Genomic DNA, 17,400 nt, shown 5'->3' on the forward strand with positions numbered 1-17,400 from the left:
GATGACAAATTCTGCTAAAGACCTGCTCGCGGCGGCTGCTGTGGAGCGAATGGCGGGAACTCGTGATGCCTATGTGCCCTATCTGCGCCAAGTCTTTGCCGATGTGGTGGGGGAGGATGACGCGGTCAGTGAAACCCGTGGTGGCTTAGCAGCAGCCCAAGAGCGTTTGGCCAAGATACAGCCTCTACGGTATGGCAAGAGTCGCAACTTTTTGGCGGGGGCAGTAACGGGGCTTTCGGCCTATTTGCGCCACGGGGTGATCAGTTTGGCGGCGGTGCGCGATCGCCTGCGGGAAGTGGTGTCTCACCCCTATCAAGCGGAAGCCTTACTGCAACAACTGGCGTGGCGAGACTATTGGCAGCGCCTCTATATCCGTTGGGGCGATCGCCTGTGGCAGGACATCGAACCCTATAAAACGGGTTGGCAAGCAACCGATTATCAAACCGACTTACCTCCTGCACTCATCGCAGCGGAAACGGGACTGGCCTGTATGGATGCCTTTAGTGCCGACCTACAACGAATGGGCTACTTGCATAACCATGCGCGGTTATGGTTGGCAGCCTATGTGGTGCATTGGTGTCGGGTGCGCTGGCAGGCGGGAGCCGCTTGGTTTTTGCAGCATCTCCTCGATGGCGATCCGGCCAGTAATAACCTCTCGTGGCAGTGGGTGGCCAGTACCTTTAGCCACAAGCCCTACTTTTTTAACCGTCAAAACCTCGAGCGCTATAGCGATGGCAAATACTGTCGCCAGTGTGCGATGGGCGATCGCTGTCCCTTTGATGCCACCTACGAGGAATTGGCAGCCCGCCTTTTCCCCCACAAGGAATAGGGTTATTGGGGAGTCGGCTTCACGGTTTTGCGCAGAATCAAACAGTTACCCGTATTGCCCACGCGCTGATAGTCCAATTCATCCATGATGGTTGCCAAGAGGCGTAGGCCGCGTCCCCCTTCGGCATCGAGGGCAATTTGGCTGGGGAGTGTTGCCAGTTTGGCCATCAAATCAAAGGGATCCCCTTGATCCCAAATGCGCAATTCAATCACAGTATCTGCAAGGGAGAGATCAATGCGAATGGGGGTATCGCTGGCGCGATCGCGATGGGCATGGCGCACAGCATTGGTAAACCCCTCGGCAAGGGCGAGTTCCAATTTCAACCACTCTTCGATGGGCAGCGTCGTGGGGCGATATTGATTGAACCATGCCAAGAGAGCCTCCAGTTGGGTCAGGTCACTGGTCAGGGTTAGGGAAACCGTGGTGAAGGGAGGCGTCATAGGCTGAGTTGTCCTTGCTGGGGTGGAATCAGTTGCAGAGCTTTAGGATCGGATACCAAGAGGTCAAAAACAGCTCCGCAGCTCGCCCTGCCCACTGAATGTAAAGGATGCAAATGGAGCCATGACGAATAGACGTTTCGCCGCTGGAGGGCTGCTGAGATGGGCTGCAGGAGAAAGAGGGTTCAATGGGGCAACGCAGATGGGACATGAAGCAGCCAAATGCAGGAGGACTGATTACATTTTCCTCGTTTTGTTGCCCAATAGGGTGCACCAGAGCGATCGCCAGTTGGGAGGCTGGCACAACCCCTGGGGAAAGAACCGTGTGCCGAGGATAATCAGCAACCCATAGAGCATCAGACGGCCATCGCGGAAAAAAGTGGCCACTGCCACTGGCAAATAGGGTTGATCGGCGAGTCCCCGCAGGAGTTCAGGCAGAGCTGTAAAGAGCATACCGCCAGCGATCGCCCCCACAAACGTGCGATTGCCCCCCACCAGCACTGCTGTCAGTGCCAACACCCCCATATCAAACGTGCCCTGACGCGGATTCCAAGTATTCAAAAGATGGGCCGCCAAAACTCCCGCCACCCCCGCTAGAATTGCCCCCAAGACAAAACCCAAAACCTTGTAGCGAGTGGTATCAATGCCAAGGGTCTGCGCCACCAATTCATCGGCACGAATGGCCTGCATCGCCTTGCCCGCACGGGTCTGTTCCAAGCGACCGATGGCGATCGCCACCATGACCAGCAAGGGCAGCGTCAGCCACAAATAGCCCAAGGGTGTACTAAAGGGTTGGGGAATGCCAAAGATGCCGATCGCCCCCCCGGTCACCTCCAGATTGAGTGCCAACACCCGCAGCACCTCAGAGAAAGCAATCGTGGCAATGGCAAAATAAATGCCCCGTAACCGCAGCACCGGCACCCCCAAGCCCCAGCCCACCACACCACAGACCACAGCCGCCAACACCATTTCCCCCAGCACCAAGGGCACGGGATAGGGGTTCAGGTCAGGAAAAAGACGGGTTGAGACCAAGGCAGCAATATAGCCACCCATGGCATAAAACGCTGGACTCGCAAGGGAGAGTTGGCCACTCATCAGGGGCAAATAGAGTGACAAGGCCAGCATCGCCCCCAAGGTCATTGAAACCAGTAGGAAGTCGTACGTGCCGAGCCAACCCGCCATAATTACTGCTAAGCATCCATTGCACAGGCCGGCACGCTGGCCGCAGCAAGCTGCTGCAACTCCGCAATAATGGCTGCTTCGAGGGCGTTATCCCCAAGGCGAATCGTCAGACGCGACAGCCGCAGGGAGGCCGTAATCCGACCGCTAGGGAAATCGAGCCACACCAACTGTTGAAATTGGCGACAGCGACCACCATGGCGCTGGGCAAGGGTAGTGAGTTCCTCGTTGGTGGGCGATCGCCCCAGATCCACATCAACCACCCATGTACCGCCACATTCCCGCCGTTTAGAGAGTTGAATTGGCATTCTCAGAACTTAACTTATAGGCGTTGAGCATAAAATTCACACCAGGGATCACCCTTTTCCCGCGCCTTCACCTCTGCCCCTTGAAACACACCGCCCCGTTGAAAGAGACGATTGTAAAACGCCTCATCTAAGACAGGCTTCTGTTGAATGCGCCCGTTATAGACAATGTTCATCATTGCCGGTACCGCCCCTTGGGCAAAATAACAGGCCGGTTGCAGGGTATGGGGATAGGAAGCCAAGAAGTAGTTGGTTTCGTAGTTGCCATCAATGGCCACCCGACAGGATTCATTCCCGACCACCTCTAGGGCTTGCCAACGCCCCCATCCCAAACTACTGGCAACAGCATACCCCCCGTGAATCCAATCGGTATCGGTTTTTAACATCGGGCCAACGACCGTTTCCCACTCCAAAGACTCCATGATATTGCCAAAGGTGTAAAAGACACAAACATGGCCTGATTCACGGATCAAGGCCTGCCCCACCTCTAAAAGCTGCGGATCTACCTTTTGCAGCTCATCCAAGAAACGGTACTGAATGCGGTTGTAGTAGTTGGCGGGCATCCGCGTCAGCAGCACATTAAAGGCACGAATTTGACCATTCACATCCCCTTCTAGGGGCAGTCCCCAGAGGGCTTCGTTCACCGCATCGTAGTCCACACTGGTTTCTGGCTGCGGCAGGGGCGCCGGTTGATCAATGAGCTTGCCCATTTGCGGACTCGGTGTTAGGGAGCGGCGCACCGGTGCTTTGGTCACATGGATCATGCAGTGATCCTGCCGCGTCACCACCATACAACTGGTTTCTTCAGCCACATAGGTACCCAACGCCGCAAAGGTGGCATCTAGGGCTGCGGCCACATAACCCACTGCCAAGTGATCAATGGGTTTCGTGCGGCTCACCTGCTCACCGTATTTTCCAAGCCAGCCCTCTGCATAGTGGGAGTGGGTTAATTCCACCTCACCCCCTTCTTCTGTCACCTCAAAGTTGAGGCGGCCAAAGCCCAAAAAGCTAAAAATCTGGGCGGCGGTGGCAAGGCGTTCCGCTGGCGTTTGCACTCCCAACGTATTAAAGGCATTGGCGAGCAAGCTATAGAAAATCTCTTGGGCTGAGGTCTGTAGGATACTGACGCCATCAATCCAGTCGGGGTCTTCAATGGTTTGCTGGAGAAATAGGTTGTAGTGGTGGCAGTGGAAAATCACTGGTTCGTCAAAAAAAGCCACCAGCTTGCGGGGGCGATCGATACGGAGATGCTCAAACATAGGGCCAATCTTTTGTTAAATGGTGAAGGGTGAGTCAAATCAACCTAGGGAAGGGCAACCGGCAGGCGTTCCACACCCAAGATATCGGCCACGCCCTTGTAGAGAATGCGCACTTCCCGTTCATCCAACTGGCCTTTTTCCAATCGCTCGCGGTGCAAGCCCGTTTTCAACGACAGCCGCAGCGCCACAAAGTTGGGATCCGGCGCATAGCGACGGGCATAGCTAAGCAGCAGTTGAGCGACGGAGGTGGTGTTGTCTTGGACAGGCGGCAACAGGGGCTTGCCATCCGCCAAGATCGCCTTGATCCGCTCAAAGACCAGCTTCAGGTTCGTGCTACCCTTGGTGAGAAAGAGGACAAAGTAGGGAGTTTTGCTAAAGGCTTTGATGACCAATCGCACCTCTGCCGAACCCGCTAGCAGATAGTCTGCCTCTGAGGCCGGATCCACCACTTGGCACACGCGATTGTTGGCTCGCAGCAGATCGCTGGCATAGGCACCCAAAGAACTCAAGGACTCATTTTCAAGGCTATTGCCACTGTAGTTAATTTCGGCAATGGTTGCTCCATCCGTCGTGCGGCCAATTAACACAGCTAACACGCCCGGGACTCCGGCAATATGTTGCTCTAAAACACTCTTGAGTGTACGCACCAGCATTGCGAATTTCCCAATCAAGATTAAGCTTTGACTAACTCTACTTTATAGAGGTAATCAATTGTTGCGCATCCGTAGAATTTCTGATATTCTAGACTTTTATTAAAAATTAACAATTGTATCCACAAATACTTTTTACACTATTTTGCAGCGGGTCTGCAGCGGATCCCTTGCCTATGGCGCCGATCAAAGAACTGCCTATCCCCGATTTTTTTGATGCCACTAAGGTTGCTCAAGTGTGGCGCGTTCCCTACCAAGAGCGAGCAGTGCAGGCGCGGCAATGGGCACAGCAGTATCAAATTCCCCCTGCCGCTGAGGATCGGCAGCGTACGATCCTTTTGCTCATTGATGTGCAAAACACCTTTTGCCTACCCGACTTTGAGCTATTTGTCCAAGGGGCGGTTGCGGATAATCAACGCCTCTGCCGCTTTATCTACACCCACCTTGCCCACATTAGCGAGATTATCGTTACCCTCGATACCCATACCGCCAGTCAAATTTTTCATCCCCTCTTTTGGCGAGATGCTACCGGGGAACCGCCGCCACCTCTAACCACGATTACCGTTGACGATGTTGAGCGGGGGCGCTGGCAACCCAATCCCCATCTGCTAACCTCCCTCGGCATGACTGATCAAGAGAGTTTGCAGGCCTATGCCCGGCACTACGTTGCCCAGTTAGCCGCCAAAGGCAAATTTCCGTTGACGATTTGGCCTTACCACTCGATGCTGGGGGGGATTGGCCATGCACTGGTGTCTGCTGTGGAGGAGGCCTGTTTCTTTCATACTGTGGCGCGACAGCAGCAAACCCGCATCGAACTCAAGGGGAGCCACCCCCTGACGGAGAATTATTCGGTGTTGCGTCCAGAGGTGAGCCATGACCTCCAAGGGCGTCCTTTAGTGGCGGTGAATAGCGCTTTGATTGAGCATCTGCTGGCGGGCGATCGCCTGATCATTGCCGGTCAAGCCAAAAGTCACTGTGTTGCTTGGACGGTAGCCGACCTGCTCAGTGAAATTCAGCAGCGCGATCCCCAACTCGCCCAGCGGGTCTATCTCCTTGAGGATTGTATGTCCCCTGTGGTGGTGCCGGGGGTCGTGGACTTTAGCGAAACTGCCAATGCAACCTTTGCCGAGTTTGCTGCTGCCGGCATGCACCGGATCACCACTAGCAGTGCTCCTTGGAATCTTTAGTTGATCTAAAGACTTACCACTTCTGAAAAGAGACAGTTTAGGATCGGGGCTAGATGCATCCTCACTAGGGAGGGGCTATGACTGATTTTGCAGCCCACGAACAAGCCCTCGATCGCGATTGTTTGACCCTATCTCGGCACGTTCTCCAGCAACTCCAAAGCTTTGACGCCGCTGCCCAAGACCTGAGTGCCCTAATGAATCGCATTGCCCTTGCTGGCAAGCTCATTGCCCGCCGTTTGAGTCGAGCGGGTCTCATGGAGGGGGTGTTGGGCTTTACAGGGGCAGTGAACATCCAAGGGGAAGACGTCAAAAAAATGGATGTCTATGCCAATGAAGTCTTTATTGCGGCCTTCAAGCAAAGTGGCTTGGTGTGTCGCCTTGCTTCTGAGGAAATGGAAAAGCCCTACTACATTCCCGAAAACTGCCCCATTGGCCGCTACACGCTGCTTTACGATCCCCTCGATGGTTCCTCCAATGTGGACATTAACCTGAACGTAGGCTCCATTTTTGCGATTCGCCAGCAGGAGGGCACTGATCTAGACGGCACCGCTGCTGATCTTCTACAAGATGGCCACAAGCAAATTGCCGCGGGCTATATTCTCTATGGCCCTAGTACGATGCTGGTCTATTCCCTGGGCAGGGGCACCCATGTTTTTGTCCTTGACCCTAGCCTCGGCGAGTTTATTCTGGCGATCGAGAACCTGCAAATTCCCGCTAGTGGCTCCATCTACAGTGTCAACGAAGGCAACTTCTGGGCATGGGAAGAATCCATTCGTAACTATGTCCGCCATGTCCATCGCCAGCCCGGCTACAGTGCCCGCTACAGTGGTGCCCTTGTCGGCGATATTCACCGCATCCTCATGCAGGGGGGGGTCTTTCTCTATCCGGGCACCCAGAAAAATCCCGCGGGGAAGTTGCGTCTACTCTACGAAGCGGCACCGATCGCCTTCCTCGTGGAACAGGCCGGTGGCAAAGCCAGTACCGGCACCCAACCCCTCCTCGATGTCGTGCCTGATCATCTGCACATGCGCACACCACTCATTATTGGCAGCCCTGAGAACGTTGCCCTTGTGGAATCCTTTATTCAGCCTACCCCTGCCAACGCAACTGTGACACAGGTGTAACCCATGGTAATCCTATTTGAAAATCCCCTGCGGGTCGGATTACGCCAAGAGCGCACCCCAGAACCACTGATTCTAGTGATCTTTGGTGCCAGTGGAGATCTCACCCAGCGCAAGCTCATTCCCTCCATTTATCAACTGAAACTGGAACGCCGTCTGCCCCCAGAACTCACGATTGTTGGTGTGGCGCGTCGCGACTGGAGTGATGACTATTTTCGCGAGCATCTGCGCCAAGGGGTCGAGGAATTTGGCGGTGGCATTCAGGCGGAACCCCTGTGGCAGGAATTTGCCCAAGGCCTGTTTTACTGCTCTGGCAATATGGATGATCCCGCCGCCTACACCAAACTGAAAACCCTCTTGGCCGAGCTGGATGAAAAACGCCAAACTCGCGGCAATCGCGTCTTTTACCTTGCGGTCTCACCGAACTTTTTCGTTGAAGCGATTCAACAACTAGGGGCAGCCGGTCTATTGAGTGATCCCCAAAAGCATCGCCTCGTCATTGAAAAGCCCTTTGGCCGCGATCTCACCTCTGCCCAAGCCCTCAATGAAGTGGTGCAGTCGGTGTGCAAAGAGGAGCAGGTTTACCGTATTGACCACTACCTCGGCAAAGAAACCGTTCAAAACCTGATGGTGTTTCGCTTTGCTAATGCTATTTTTGAACCCCTCTGGAACCGCCAGTACATAGATCATGTGCAGATTACCGTTGCCGAAACCGTGGGGGTTGAAGACCGCGCGGGCTACTATGAAACTTCGGGTGCTCTGCGGGACATGGTGCAAAACCACATCCTTCAGTTATTGGCCTTGACCGCCATGGAACCCCCCAATGCCCTCGATGCCGATAGTCTGCGCAACGAAAAGGTGAAGGTGCTCCAAGCCACCCGTTTAGCAGATTTGGATAATCTCGATGCCTGTGCTGTCCGCGGCCAATACCGAGCCGGCTGGATGAAGGGCAAACCTGTGGTGGGTTACCGCGAAGAGCCGGGGGTGAGTCCCACCTCCACCACGCCCACCTATGTGGCACTCAAACTGGTGATTGATAACTGGCGCTGGCAGGGGGTGCCCTTTTATTTGCGCACGGGTAAACGCTTGGCAAAAAAAGTGACGGAAATCTCGATTCAGTTTCGCGATGTGCCCCTGCTGATTTTCCAGTCGGCCGCCCGCCAAACCAACCCCAATATTCTAACAATGCGTATCCAGCCGAATGAGGGGATTGCCCTGCGCTTTGAGGCAAAGATGCCCGGTGCAGATCTGCGCACGCGCACGGTGGAAATGGACTTTAGCTACGGCTCCTCCTTTGGAATGGCAACGGCGGATGCCTATGCGCGGCTCTTGCTGGACTGCATGCTCGGGGATCAAACCCTGTTTACCCGGGCGGATGAGGTGGAAGCAGCTTGGCGGGTGGTGATGCCGGTGCTCAGTGCTTGGGATGCCCCTACGGATCCAGACACGATTCCCACCTATGAAGCGGGGACATGGGATCCCGATGCCGCAGAAGCGATGATTAATGCCGATGGTCGGCGGTGGCGGCGACTGTGATCTTTATCCATCATGGGAAGAGATGGGAATCAAGGCCGAACTTCATTCACAGATAGGTACCTAGGTATGGCAACTGAATCAACTCCCCTCGTAGCGCTCCAAGATCCCGTGGATGTCTCGTTAGATGATATTGAGCAAAGTTTGCGGCAAATTTGGCTCAGCCATGGCGGGGATGGTACGGCGCCAGCAGCAGTGCGGGCAACCACCTTTACCCTAGTTGTCTATGAGGCGGATGATACCCAACAATTGCTAGCGGCCTTGGGCTACTACACAGGCCCCATTGATGGTATCCTTGGCCCCCGCATGCAGTCGGCGATTCGTGCTGCTGAAAAGAATCACAACTTGCCCTTGACGGGTCGAGTCACGCCCCAACTGCGGCAGGCCTTGCAGGCAGAATATGCTCAGGGAACCCCTCGGAGCGATCGCTATGCCGTGGATATGCGCGGTAGTGGCATTGCTGACGCGATCGCCAGCCAAAATCCCTGTCGGGTGATTGCCCTGTGTCCTACCCTTGGCGAAGATACGGGAATTACTGCTCAGGTGGCGGCCTACTGCCCGATCAACAAAAAGATGCGCAGTTCCCTCGTTTGCTGTGAATACATTACCCTCAAGGGCACCCATAGCGCCTTCCAGCGGGTGGAACCCCTGTTGCAGTCTTTAATCATTCGCGAACTCCCCCGCTTTTTGTGGTGGAAGGGGGACTTGTTCAATAACTTTGAGTTGTTTCAAACCCTTGCGCCCCAATTTAGCCGCGTGATTGTGGATTCCAGTGAATTTCTCGATCCGCTGCGGGGCTTGCGGGCAATTGCCCCCCTCCTTGAACAACCGCTTCCCCTAACAGATCTAAACTGGCGCCGTCTGGGGGCATGGCAAGAACTGGCCGCCGAAGCCTTTGATCCCCCCGAACGCCGTTTGGCCATTCAGGAAATTGATCAGGTGGTCATTGACTACGAAAAGGGCAATCCCGCCCAAGCTTTAATGTACCTTGGCTGGTTAGCTTCCCGGCTTCAGTGGCAGCCGCGCCAGATCCGCCACGAGTGCGGTGACTATGATGTCTATCACGTGGAACTGGTGGCCTCCGATCAACGGTTGATTAAGGCAGAATTAGCAGGCATTCCCACGGGTGATGCTGGCCTCGTGCTGGGGGATTTAATTGACCTCAAACTCACCTCCTCCAATCTCCAAGCCGATTGCTGTACAATCATTTGCTCAGAAACCCGTGGCTGTATGCGCATGGAGGCCGGGGGCAGTGCTCAAATGTGCCGTACTTATCATGTGTCTCCCCTGAGTGATCTCACGGCTGAGGTGCTCTTGAGTCAGGAACTTCAGCGCTGGGGACAAGACTTCCTCTACAGTGAGAGTTTTGCCGTTGTGGCTCAGATGCTAGCCTTGATGCCCTAGCATGAGATCCCATGACCGAAGATTTTCGCCTTGTCATTGACCTCAGTGTGGTACTGGGGGCAGCGGCAGTAGGAGGTGTGTTGGCGGCTTTGCTGCGACAACCGATCCTGCTGGGCTACCTTTTGGCCGGTATGTTGGTCGGGCCAACGGGCTTGGGACTCCTCAAGGAAGTACCTCAAGTGGAAGGTTTGGCACAACTGGGGGTGGCCTTTTTGCTCTTTGCCCTAGGGGTGAGCTTCTCCCTCGGTGAAATTCGCAAAGTTCAAGGGGTTAGCTTGGGGGGCAGTGCCCTGCAAATTTTCCTGACCATTGCAGTTACAACGCTCATTTCCGTTGGGGTTGGCTGGGTAAGTTCCCCCAATCAGGGGATTTTCCTCGGTGCTGTCCTCTCCCTCTCTTCAACAGCAGTGGTGCTGCGCAGCCTCATGGATCGCAATGAGCTGGAGTCGATCCAAGGGCAAATTATGCTGGGCATCTTGGTGGTGCAGGATCTGGCGGTGGGCTTGATGATTGCCGTCTTACCCGCCCTGAACAAACCCCCAGAGGAGTTGGGACTTGCCCTCGGCCAAGCAGTCTTGACCATTGCTTTGATTGCCGTGGGGGCGATCGCCGCTGGGATGTGGTTGCTGCCCCCTCTGCTACGGCTACTGGCCAAAACAGAAAGTCGTGAGCTTTTCCTTTTAGGCGTCGTTGCCCTCTGTTTGGGAATTGCCCTGCTGACCCAGTATTTGGGGCTTTCGATTGAGATTGGTGCCTTTATTGCCGGTCTGATGATCTCCGAGGTGGAGTATGCCGATCAAACTCTCGATTACGTGGAATCGATCCGCAATGTCTTTACCACGCTCTTCTTCGCTTCCATTGGTATGCTCATTGATCCAGTGTTTCTCTGGCAGCACTTGGATCGCATTATTGAACTGGTCAGCCTAGTGATTCTGGGTAAATTCCTGATCACCACCCCCATAGTCAAGCTCTTTGGCTATTCGTGGAAAACGTCATTACTGGCGGGGATTGGGCTGGCTCAGATTGGGGAATTTTCCTTTGTGCTGCTGACGGCAGGGCGGGGCTTGGGATTGGTGTCCCAACAAGTTTATCTGCTCACCCTCGGCACGACAGCAGTGACGTTGCTGGTGACGCCCTTTTTGTTAAAGCTGGTGCCTGTGCTGTTGGAACTGCCCCTACTGCGCCGCATCCTCAAGGAAGATGAAATCCTCGACATGGATTTAACGGGGTTGCCGCAGCGGAACCATGTGATTGTCTGTGGCTATGGTCGCGTCGGCAAGAGTGTGGTGAAACTCCTCCAAAAACAAAATTATCCCGTGTTGGTCATTGAGCAAAGTGAAACGGTGATTAACGAAGTGCGCGATGCCCAACTGCCCTACATTTACGGCAATGCCGCTAGTACCACCATTCTGGCCAAAGCAGGCGTCGATCAAGCCCTTGGTATGGCGATCGCCCTCTCGGATAGTATGAGTACCCGCCTCTGTCTCAAGCGTGCCCTAGAGTTTGCCCCGGAACTGGATGTCATTGTGCGCGCCAATAGCGATCGCGACATTGAGTTGCTTTATCAACTGGGGGCACGGGAGGTGGTGCAGCCCGAGTTTGAAGCCAGTCTGGAGTTGGCCGCTCATCTATTCTTTACGCTAGGCATGGGTGAACGCCACATTCAGCAGCAGGTACAACAGGTGCGCGACAGCCACTACGCCAATTTGCGCGGCGATACTCCCCCTGAGGGAACCGCCCGTCTCCTGCGGCAAGCAGCTCAGGATATGAATAGTCGCTGGCTGACCGTCCCTGAGGATTCCCCCATTCGAGGCATGAGTCTTGCGGAAATTGAACTGCGCCAGTTGACGGGGGTGACTCTGTTGGCCATTGTCCGTGCCGATGGTACTGAGGTGGATTATCCCAGTGGTGAAACCTGTCTTGAGGGGGGCGATCGCCTCCTGATTGTTGGTCAGCCAGCAGAGTTTGAAGCTTGTGAAGCCCTGATCAATGGCCGTGTCAGTGTGCCCCAAGGGGAAACCTTGTTTCTTTGGATCATGTTGCCCAAAGAGATTGGCGAACAACATCGCACCATTGCCGATCTGCATCTGCCTGAGACCATCACCATCCGTGCCCTGCGGCGAGAGGGAACGCTGCTCTTGGAACCCAAGGAGGACTGTCCCCTAATGGCGGGCGATCGCCTCCTCCTCACTGGCTCTATGGCTGCCCTACAGCGCATTGGCGATCAACTGCAAGCACGATCCACTCCGCTGCCACCGTGAGCACGCAGTAGCCAGCAGTGTAGAGATACTCATGATCCTTGACTATAGACTATAGCTAGAAAACTCACCCCGACGTGCCCCAAATGATCTTCTGTTCAGCCACAATCTCACTGCTAGGAGCATAGATCCAACTCTTGGATCATTTTCAGACCCAACAGTACCGCCAATGTCATTTGCCCAAACTTAATAAACTCTATTACTAACCAAATTAGCTTTAGCTTCTGTTAATAAGAATCAGCGCCTAGTATAATCTTAGACGAAGAATTATTCCTCCTCTAAAAACGGATATACAAGAAGTCATGCTACTAAATCGATCTTTGTCAAGAGGGATTGAGAAAACGATCAGGGCTATTAGACTGTTTCTGATTGCACCTGCAAGAAACCCAATTACAAAACTTGAGTCTTACCTATATTTGCCCTACATAGAAAAGAATGCAAACATACTTCAGTTTGACCGGGATATTAATAACGTAGATATCCCTATGAGAATTTGCTATCACTTAGTTCCGGAAGAATTTTCACAAAACTCACTCTATGGTATATCCAAAACAATCAAGCATTATGCTGGCATTCAGCCTAAAAAAAAGCTTCTGGCGCCTATCGAACATGGTTGCTATCTAGATGATTCCGGAGCACCTGACGATGATCCCTTTGCAAGGGCAATTATTACATTCAGTGAGTTTAGAAAAGAAGTTATTTCAAAACATACAGAGAGGAAAGTATTACCTATAGGGCCATATATACATTACGCAGAGTTAATCGATATTGAAACACTAAAGGATTACAAGAAAAAACTTGGAAAAACGCTACTATTTTTCCCTGCACACTCAACCCATCTAATTAAAACTTCATTCAATCATTTACAGGCTATCGAATGGCTTAGAAGAGTATCAAAGGATCATCAGTTTGAATCAGTACTTATTTGTTTTTACTGGAAAGATTGCCGTCCTGAAATTGTAGAACTCTACCTGAATGCAGGGTTTCACTGCACAACAGCAGGTCACATTTATGATTGGAATTTTCTGAATCGTCTTAAATCAATCATCTGGCTGTCAGATGTCACTGCTTCTAACGCTATTGGTACTCACATTGGGTACTGTATTTACATGAATAAACCCCATTGGCTATTTGAACAACAGATAATCTGTACAGCAGATGTTCTGATCAACATTCCCTTGAAAATCAGGGTAGAGAATGGTATAAAATCTTATCAAGAAAGAAAAACATATCAATCAATTTCATCACATTTAACGAATTTATTTCGCGATATCTCACTGAGTGTTACACATGATCAGTATGAAGCCTGTAACTATTTTTGGGGATTTAACTGTATCAAGACAGCAGAAGAAATGAAAAGAGAATTGACTCCATTAATTGAATAAAATTGAGTAACCCCGATAGTGACAAACGACTGTTTCTTTTCTTGAGGTAGCCATTCCAAAACAGCGTCATCGGCAAGATAGTAGTGGATTGTTTCTTCCACAGAGATTTTGGCACGACCATGGACTTTGGCGGCGGTAGCCGCTGTCAACCATCCACTCCGCTGCCACTGTGAGCACACAGTAGCCAACGCAACTGATAAACATATCGCGCGGTCGTTGCCACTTCTCGGGCAAATTGTTCGCTTTCCAGAACCCCCAAAGCAGTGCCAATCACGGGGATCAACTCGCCACTCAATTCTTCCCTCAACATCACTAATGCGCGACTCAACACCGCCTCCACCGTGTTGTCGGTAAAAACTTCAAAGGCACTGTCTTCCAAGAGGCCGGCGATCGCCCCCCGTTCACTGTCCTCAGAAGGATGCAGCAAACTCAACAATAGATGCTGACGTTCCTTGGCAGTGCCGGCAAAACTGATCCCCAATGTGCCCCAGATGATGTGCTGTTCAACTGTGGTCTCACTGCCAAAGCCATAGCACAAGCCCACCGCTTGAATGGTTTTGAGACCCAATAGCAGAGTCAACCCCACATCCACCAGTTCGCCCAGAAAGTCAAAGGGAGCAGTGATCAGGGCTTCCAAGGCAGCGTTGGTCAAGGCCGCACCGGCAACCCTAGCTTGCAGGCGATCGCACACCTCTAGGGGTTGATCCTTGAGATCCTGCCAATGATCGACTGGCATCCGAGTGTTCCCCAATCGCTGTTTCAGGTGTTGCCAAGCCTGATCACTATTGGCCAGTAGGCGATCGCCCGCCTGACGCAGAATCGCTAGATGTTCAGGGGACAACATCCGACTGACATGACGCTCGACTGTGGCATTGACCGATTGCACCGCCTGTTGCAGAGGGTTCGTTTCTTCCCGCAGCCAAGCACTGATTTTTTTAATTTGTTGCCGCTCATAATCCGTAAGAGCAAGATTGCGGGTCATCGTGGCCACACCCGGGAATAACAAACCGTAAGATGAGAACCTTGCTCCTGCCGCAGCAATTGCCAAGCCGCCACAAACCAGCGCCATAATTCCCCCATAGAGTAACCGCGATAGCGACAAACCACTCCACGAATCAGGGCACTGACCTAGGGCGCGCCAAGCCTCGACACTCATGCTGGGGAAGGGCAGTACGAACGGCAGAGCCGTCCTATAATAGAGAATCCCTAATCCCAAATCAAGGTGAAATCCATTACAAAGTTAGGCAACAGGGGCTCTCCTGAAAGACAAGGGGGATGTTCCAAAACCTGCACAGCTTGCCCAGATCGATAACAGTAAACCTGTCGCATTTCGGGATCAACTAACCAACCCAGTTGGGCACCATTGTCCACATACTCCTGCATCTTGACTTGGAGAGCAGCCAAATCATCGGTTGGCGACTTGAGTTCCAACACAAAATCAGGACAGATGGGGGCAAAGCGGCGCCGTTGCTCAGGGGTGAGGCGTTGCCAGCGACTTTTTTCAATCCAAGCAGCATCAGGGGAGCGAATGGCGCCATTGGGTAAACGAAAACCAGCGGAGGAGTCAAAGGCTACACCCAGCTTTGTTTGTTGGTTCCAGTGCCATAACTGGGCACTGAGACTGAGGTTTTGACGGCTACTTTCACTGCCGGCAGGCGCCATGGCAATCAATTCTCCCTGAGCGCTACGCTCTAGCCGTAGCTCAGGGTTACTACGGCAAAGTTGCTCGAAGGCTTCATCAGTTAATTCAATCGTGGGACGCAGGTTCAGAGCAATCATGGGTTTGTTTTGCAAAAAAGGGAGCTTTTGGCCAAGGGAGATGCTTGCTCGCTTCCCCAACTGGGTTGCCAGAAGTATACAGGGGAGCTTGATGTCTGACATAGGACAACTCTAGTTCAGCCGGCCACACGGTTCTAGCTCCCCACCGCCGTTAGGGATTGCCGCTGCTGTTGCACTTGGAGATAGACCAAAAGGGCATTAATATCTGCCGGGTTGACCCCACCAATACGGCTGGCTTGACCAATGGTGAGGGGGCGGATGGTACTGAGTTTTTCCCGTGCTTCCATTGAAAGGGTGGGGATGGCAAAGTAATCCAAATCCGCAGGGAGCGGACGCTGGTCTTGACGGGCAATCTGCTCAATTTCCCGTTGCTGCCGTTCAATGTAGCCGGCGTATTTAATGGCAATTTCAACCGCCTCTTTCTCTTGGGGAGTCAGATCGGGATTGCCAAGGCCATGGCGATCCAGTAGGTCGTAATGTACCCCCGATCGCCGCAGCAACTCATCAAGGGCAATGGCACTCTTAATCGCTTGACCCGTCGCGACCACAATCGCTTCGCCCACGGGTTCATGGGCTTTAATGCGGGTGCTTTGCAGGCGTTGGGTCTCCGCCGCAAGACGGCGTTGCTTGGCTTGAAACACTTGCCACTGGGCTTCACTCACCAAGCCAATCTCGTACCCCAAGGGGGTGAGCCGCTGGTCAGCATTGTCCGATCGCAACACCAAGCGGTATTCCGAGCGGCTGGTGAGCATGCGGTAGGGTTCCCGCAGTTCCTTCGTGCACAGATCATCAATCAGGGTGCCGATGTAGCTCTCTTGGCGTGGGAAGGTGATCATCGGTTTCCCCTGAACAAAGCGAGCCGCATTGATCCCGGCCACAATCCCTTGGGCGGCGGCCTCCTCATAGCCGGTGGTACCGTTGATTTGTCCGGCACAAAACAGCCCCTGAATCTTTTTCGTCATCAGGGTGGGAAAGCACTGGGTTGCCGGCAAGTAGTCGTATTCCACTGCATAGGCTGGCCGCAGCATGATGCAGTTTTCTAGCCCCGGCAGGGTGCGCAACAGTTGCAATTGCAGCGGTTCCGGTAGCCCCGTGGAAAAGCCTTGGATATAGAGTTCTGGTGTATCGCGGCCTTCGGGTTCAATGAAAATTTGATGGCTTTCTTTGTCAGCAAAGCGGACAATTTTATCCTCAATGCTGGGGCAGTAGCGGGGGCCTTTGGCATCCACCCAACCGCCATAGACGGGCGTCAGGTGCAAATTCTCGCGAATGAGTTGGTGGGTAGCAGCGGTGGTGCGCGTCAAGTAGCAGTTCATTTGGGGTCTTTCCACCCATGCGGTGGGGTCAAAGCTAAACCAGCGTACCTGCTCATCTGGGGGTTGCGGTTCCATCTTGCTGTAGTCCACCGATCGCCGATCCACCCGTGCGGGTGTTCCTGTTTTCAGGCGATCCACCTCAAAACCGAGCTGTGCTAAGGTTTGGGAGAGTCCCTCAGCGGCAAATTCGCCAGCCCGACCAGCGGCCATGGATTTATTTCCCACCCAAATGCGGCCACCGAGGAAGGTTCCCGTTGTCAGGATCACTGCTTGACAGCGAAAGGCGACGCCAAAGTAGGTTTCAACCCCAATCACCGTGTCATTGGCATCAAGGACTAAATCCGTGACCATGCCTTCGCGCACGAGCAAGTTGGGCTGATTTTCCACCACCTGCTTCATGACGGCGCTGTATTCGCGCTTATCGGTTTGCGCCCGCAATGCCCAGACCGCTGGCCCCCGTGAGGCATTCAGGAGCCGCTTTTGCAGATAAGTGCGATCGGTCACACGCCCAATTTCGCCCCCAAGGGCATCCACTTCATGCACCAGTTGCGATTTTGCGGGGCCACCCACGGCAGGATTACAGGGCTGCCAAGCAATTTTATCGAGGTTGAGGGTCAGCAAGAGGGTACGACAACCCAACCGTGCCGTTGCCAAGGCCGCTTCACAGCCGGCGTGACCGGCACCAACAACAATGACATCAAATTCATCCTGAAACGCAGGCAGCGTTGACATGGCGATTGCACCCTAGGCTAGCGATG

The 17,400-nt window shown here is 53.4% G+C and carries 15 protein-coding genes; 7 read left to right on the top strand and 8 right to left on the bottom strand.

All coding sequences use genetic code 11. From position 1 onward, the window contains the following. Position 1: 1 nt before the first annotated feature. On the top strand, positions 2 to 829 hold the full coding sequence (locus tag RHJ02_RS04410; protein WP_206201236.1) for an FAD-binding domain-containing protein: 828 nt from the start codon (positions 2 to 4) through the stop codon (positions 827 to 829). Between the two features lie 2 nt (positions 830 to 831). Here the strand turns inward: RHJ02_RS04410 and RHJ02_RS04415 are convergent, their stop codons facing one another. The 5 genes from RHJ02_RS04415 to RHJ02_RS04435 form a co-directional block, all read right to left on the bottom strand. Further along, positions 832 to 1,269 (bottom strand): ATP-binding protein, encoded by a 438-nt coding sequence (locus RHJ02_RS04415; protein WP_149817272.1) that lies wholly within the window; start codon positions 1,267 to 1,269, stop codon positions 832 to 834. A 234-nt stretch (positions 1,270 to 1,503) separates the two neighbouring features. Next, positions 1,504 to 2,448, bottom strand: a complete 945-nt coding sequence (locus tag RHJ02_RS04420; protein ID WP_206201237.1) for a branched-chain amino acid ABC transporter permease — start codon at positions 2,446 to 2,448, stop codon at positions 1,504 to 1,506. 8 nt (positions 2,449 to 2,456) lie between these two features. Further along, entirely contained in the window at positions 2,457 to 2,753 is a 297-nt protein-coding gene (locus RHJ02_RS04425) for a hypothetical protein (protein WP_206201238.1), read from the bottom strand. Between the two features lie 14 nt (positions 2,754 to 2,767). After that, on the bottom strand, positions 2,768 to 4,009 hold the full coding sequence (locus tag RHJ02_RS04430) for a hypothetical protein (protein ID WP_206201239.1): 1,242 nt from the start codon (positions 4,007 to 4,009) through the stop codon (positions 2,768 to 2,770). Between the two features lie 44 nt (positions 4,010 to 4,053). Then, on the bottom strand, positions 4,054 to 4,662 hold the full coding sequence (locus tag RHJ02_RS04435) for a hypothetical protein (RefSeq protein WP_206201240.1): 609 nt from the start codon (positions 4,660 to 4,662) through the stop codon (positions 4,054 to 4,056). 173 nt (positions 4,663 to 4,835) lie between these two features. Between RHJ02_RS04435 and RHJ02_RS04440 the strand changes: the two genes are divergently transcribed. From RHJ02_RS04440 to RHJ02_RS04465, 6 genes are all read left to right on the top strand, one after another. Next, positions 4,836 to 5,846: an isochorismatase gene (locus RHJ02_RS04440; protein WP_206201241.1), complete on the top strand. Its 1,011-nt coding sequence runs from the start codon at positions 4,836 to 4,838 to the stop codon at positions 5,844 to 5,846. A gap of 77 nt (positions 5,847 to 5,923) precedes the next feature. Then, entirely contained in the window at positions 5,924 to 6,970 is a 1,047-nt protein-coding gene (fbp, locus tag RHJ02_RS04445; protein ID WP_206201242.1) for a class 1 fructose-bisphosphatase, read from the top strand. A 3-nt stretch (positions 6,971 to 6,973) separates the two neighbouring features. Further along, the gene (zwf, locus tag RHJ02_RS04450; RefSeq protein ID WP_206201243.1) at positions 6,974 to 8,503 is read left to right on the top strand and encodes a glucose-6-phosphate dehydrogenase; all 1,530 of its coding nucleotides are present in this window, start codon (positions 6,974 to 6,976) and stop codon (positions 8,501 to 8,503) included. Between the two features lie 66 nt (positions 8,504 to 8,569). Then, positions 8,570 to 9,904: a glucose-6-phosphate dehydrogenase assembly protein OpcA gene (opcA, locus tag RHJ02_RS04455; RefSeq protein ID WP_206201244.1), complete on the top strand. Its 1,335-nt coding sequence runs from the start codon at positions 8,570 to 8,572 to the stop codon at positions 9,902 to 9,904. An 11-nt stretch (positions 9,905 to 9,915) separates the two neighbouring features. Beyond that, on the top strand, positions 9,916 to 12,165 hold the full coding sequence (locus RHJ02_RS04460) for a cation:proton antiporter (RefSeq protein ID WP_310744876.1): 2,250 nt from the start codon (positions 9,916 to 9,918) through the stop codon (positions 12,163 to 12,165). A 299-nt stretch (positions 12,166 to 12,464) separates the two neighbouring features. After that, positions 12,465 to 13,547, top strand: a complete 1,083-nt coding sequence (locus RHJ02_RS04465) for a hypothetical protein (protein WP_310744877.1) — start codon at positions 12,465 to 12,467, stop codon at positions 13,545 to 13,547. Between the two features lie 145 nt (positions 13,548 to 13,692). On the opposite strand, the gene RHJ02_RS04470 is transcribed toward RHJ02_RS04465, so the two are convergent. From RHJ02_RS04470 to mnmG, 3 genes are all read right to left on the bottom strand, one after another. Next, a complete protein-coding gene (locus RHJ02_RS04470; protein WP_310800499.1) occupies positions 13,693 to 14,529 on the bottom strand; it encodes an EcsC family protein in 837 nt (278 codons plus the stop codon). 224 nt (positions 14,530 to 14,753) lie between these two features. Beyond that, the gene (locus tag RHJ02_RS04475) at positions 14,754 to 15,326 is read right to left on the bottom strand and encodes a Uma2 family endonuclease (protein ID WP_206201247.1); all 573 of its coding nucleotides are present in this window, start codon (positions 15,324 to 15,326) and stop codon (positions 14,754 to 14,756) included. Positions 15,327 to 15,460: 134 nt separating this feature from the next. Then, the gene (gene mnmG, locus RHJ02_RS04480; RefSeq protein WP_310800500.1) at positions 15,461 to 17,374 is read right to left on the bottom strand and encodes a tRNA uridine-5-carboxymethylaminomethyl(34) synthesis enzyme MnmG; all 1,914 of its coding nucleotides are present in this window, start codon (positions 17,372 to 17,374) and stop codon (positions 15,461 to 15,463) included. Between the last annotated feature and the right edge of the window lie 26 nt (positions 17,375 to 17,400).

The sequence above is a fragment of the Thermosynechococcus sp. TG215 genome (genome assembly GCF_031583455.1).
Lineage (GTDB): Bacteria > Cyanobacteriota > Cyanobacteriia > Thermosynechococcales > Thermosynechococcaceae > Thermosynechococcus.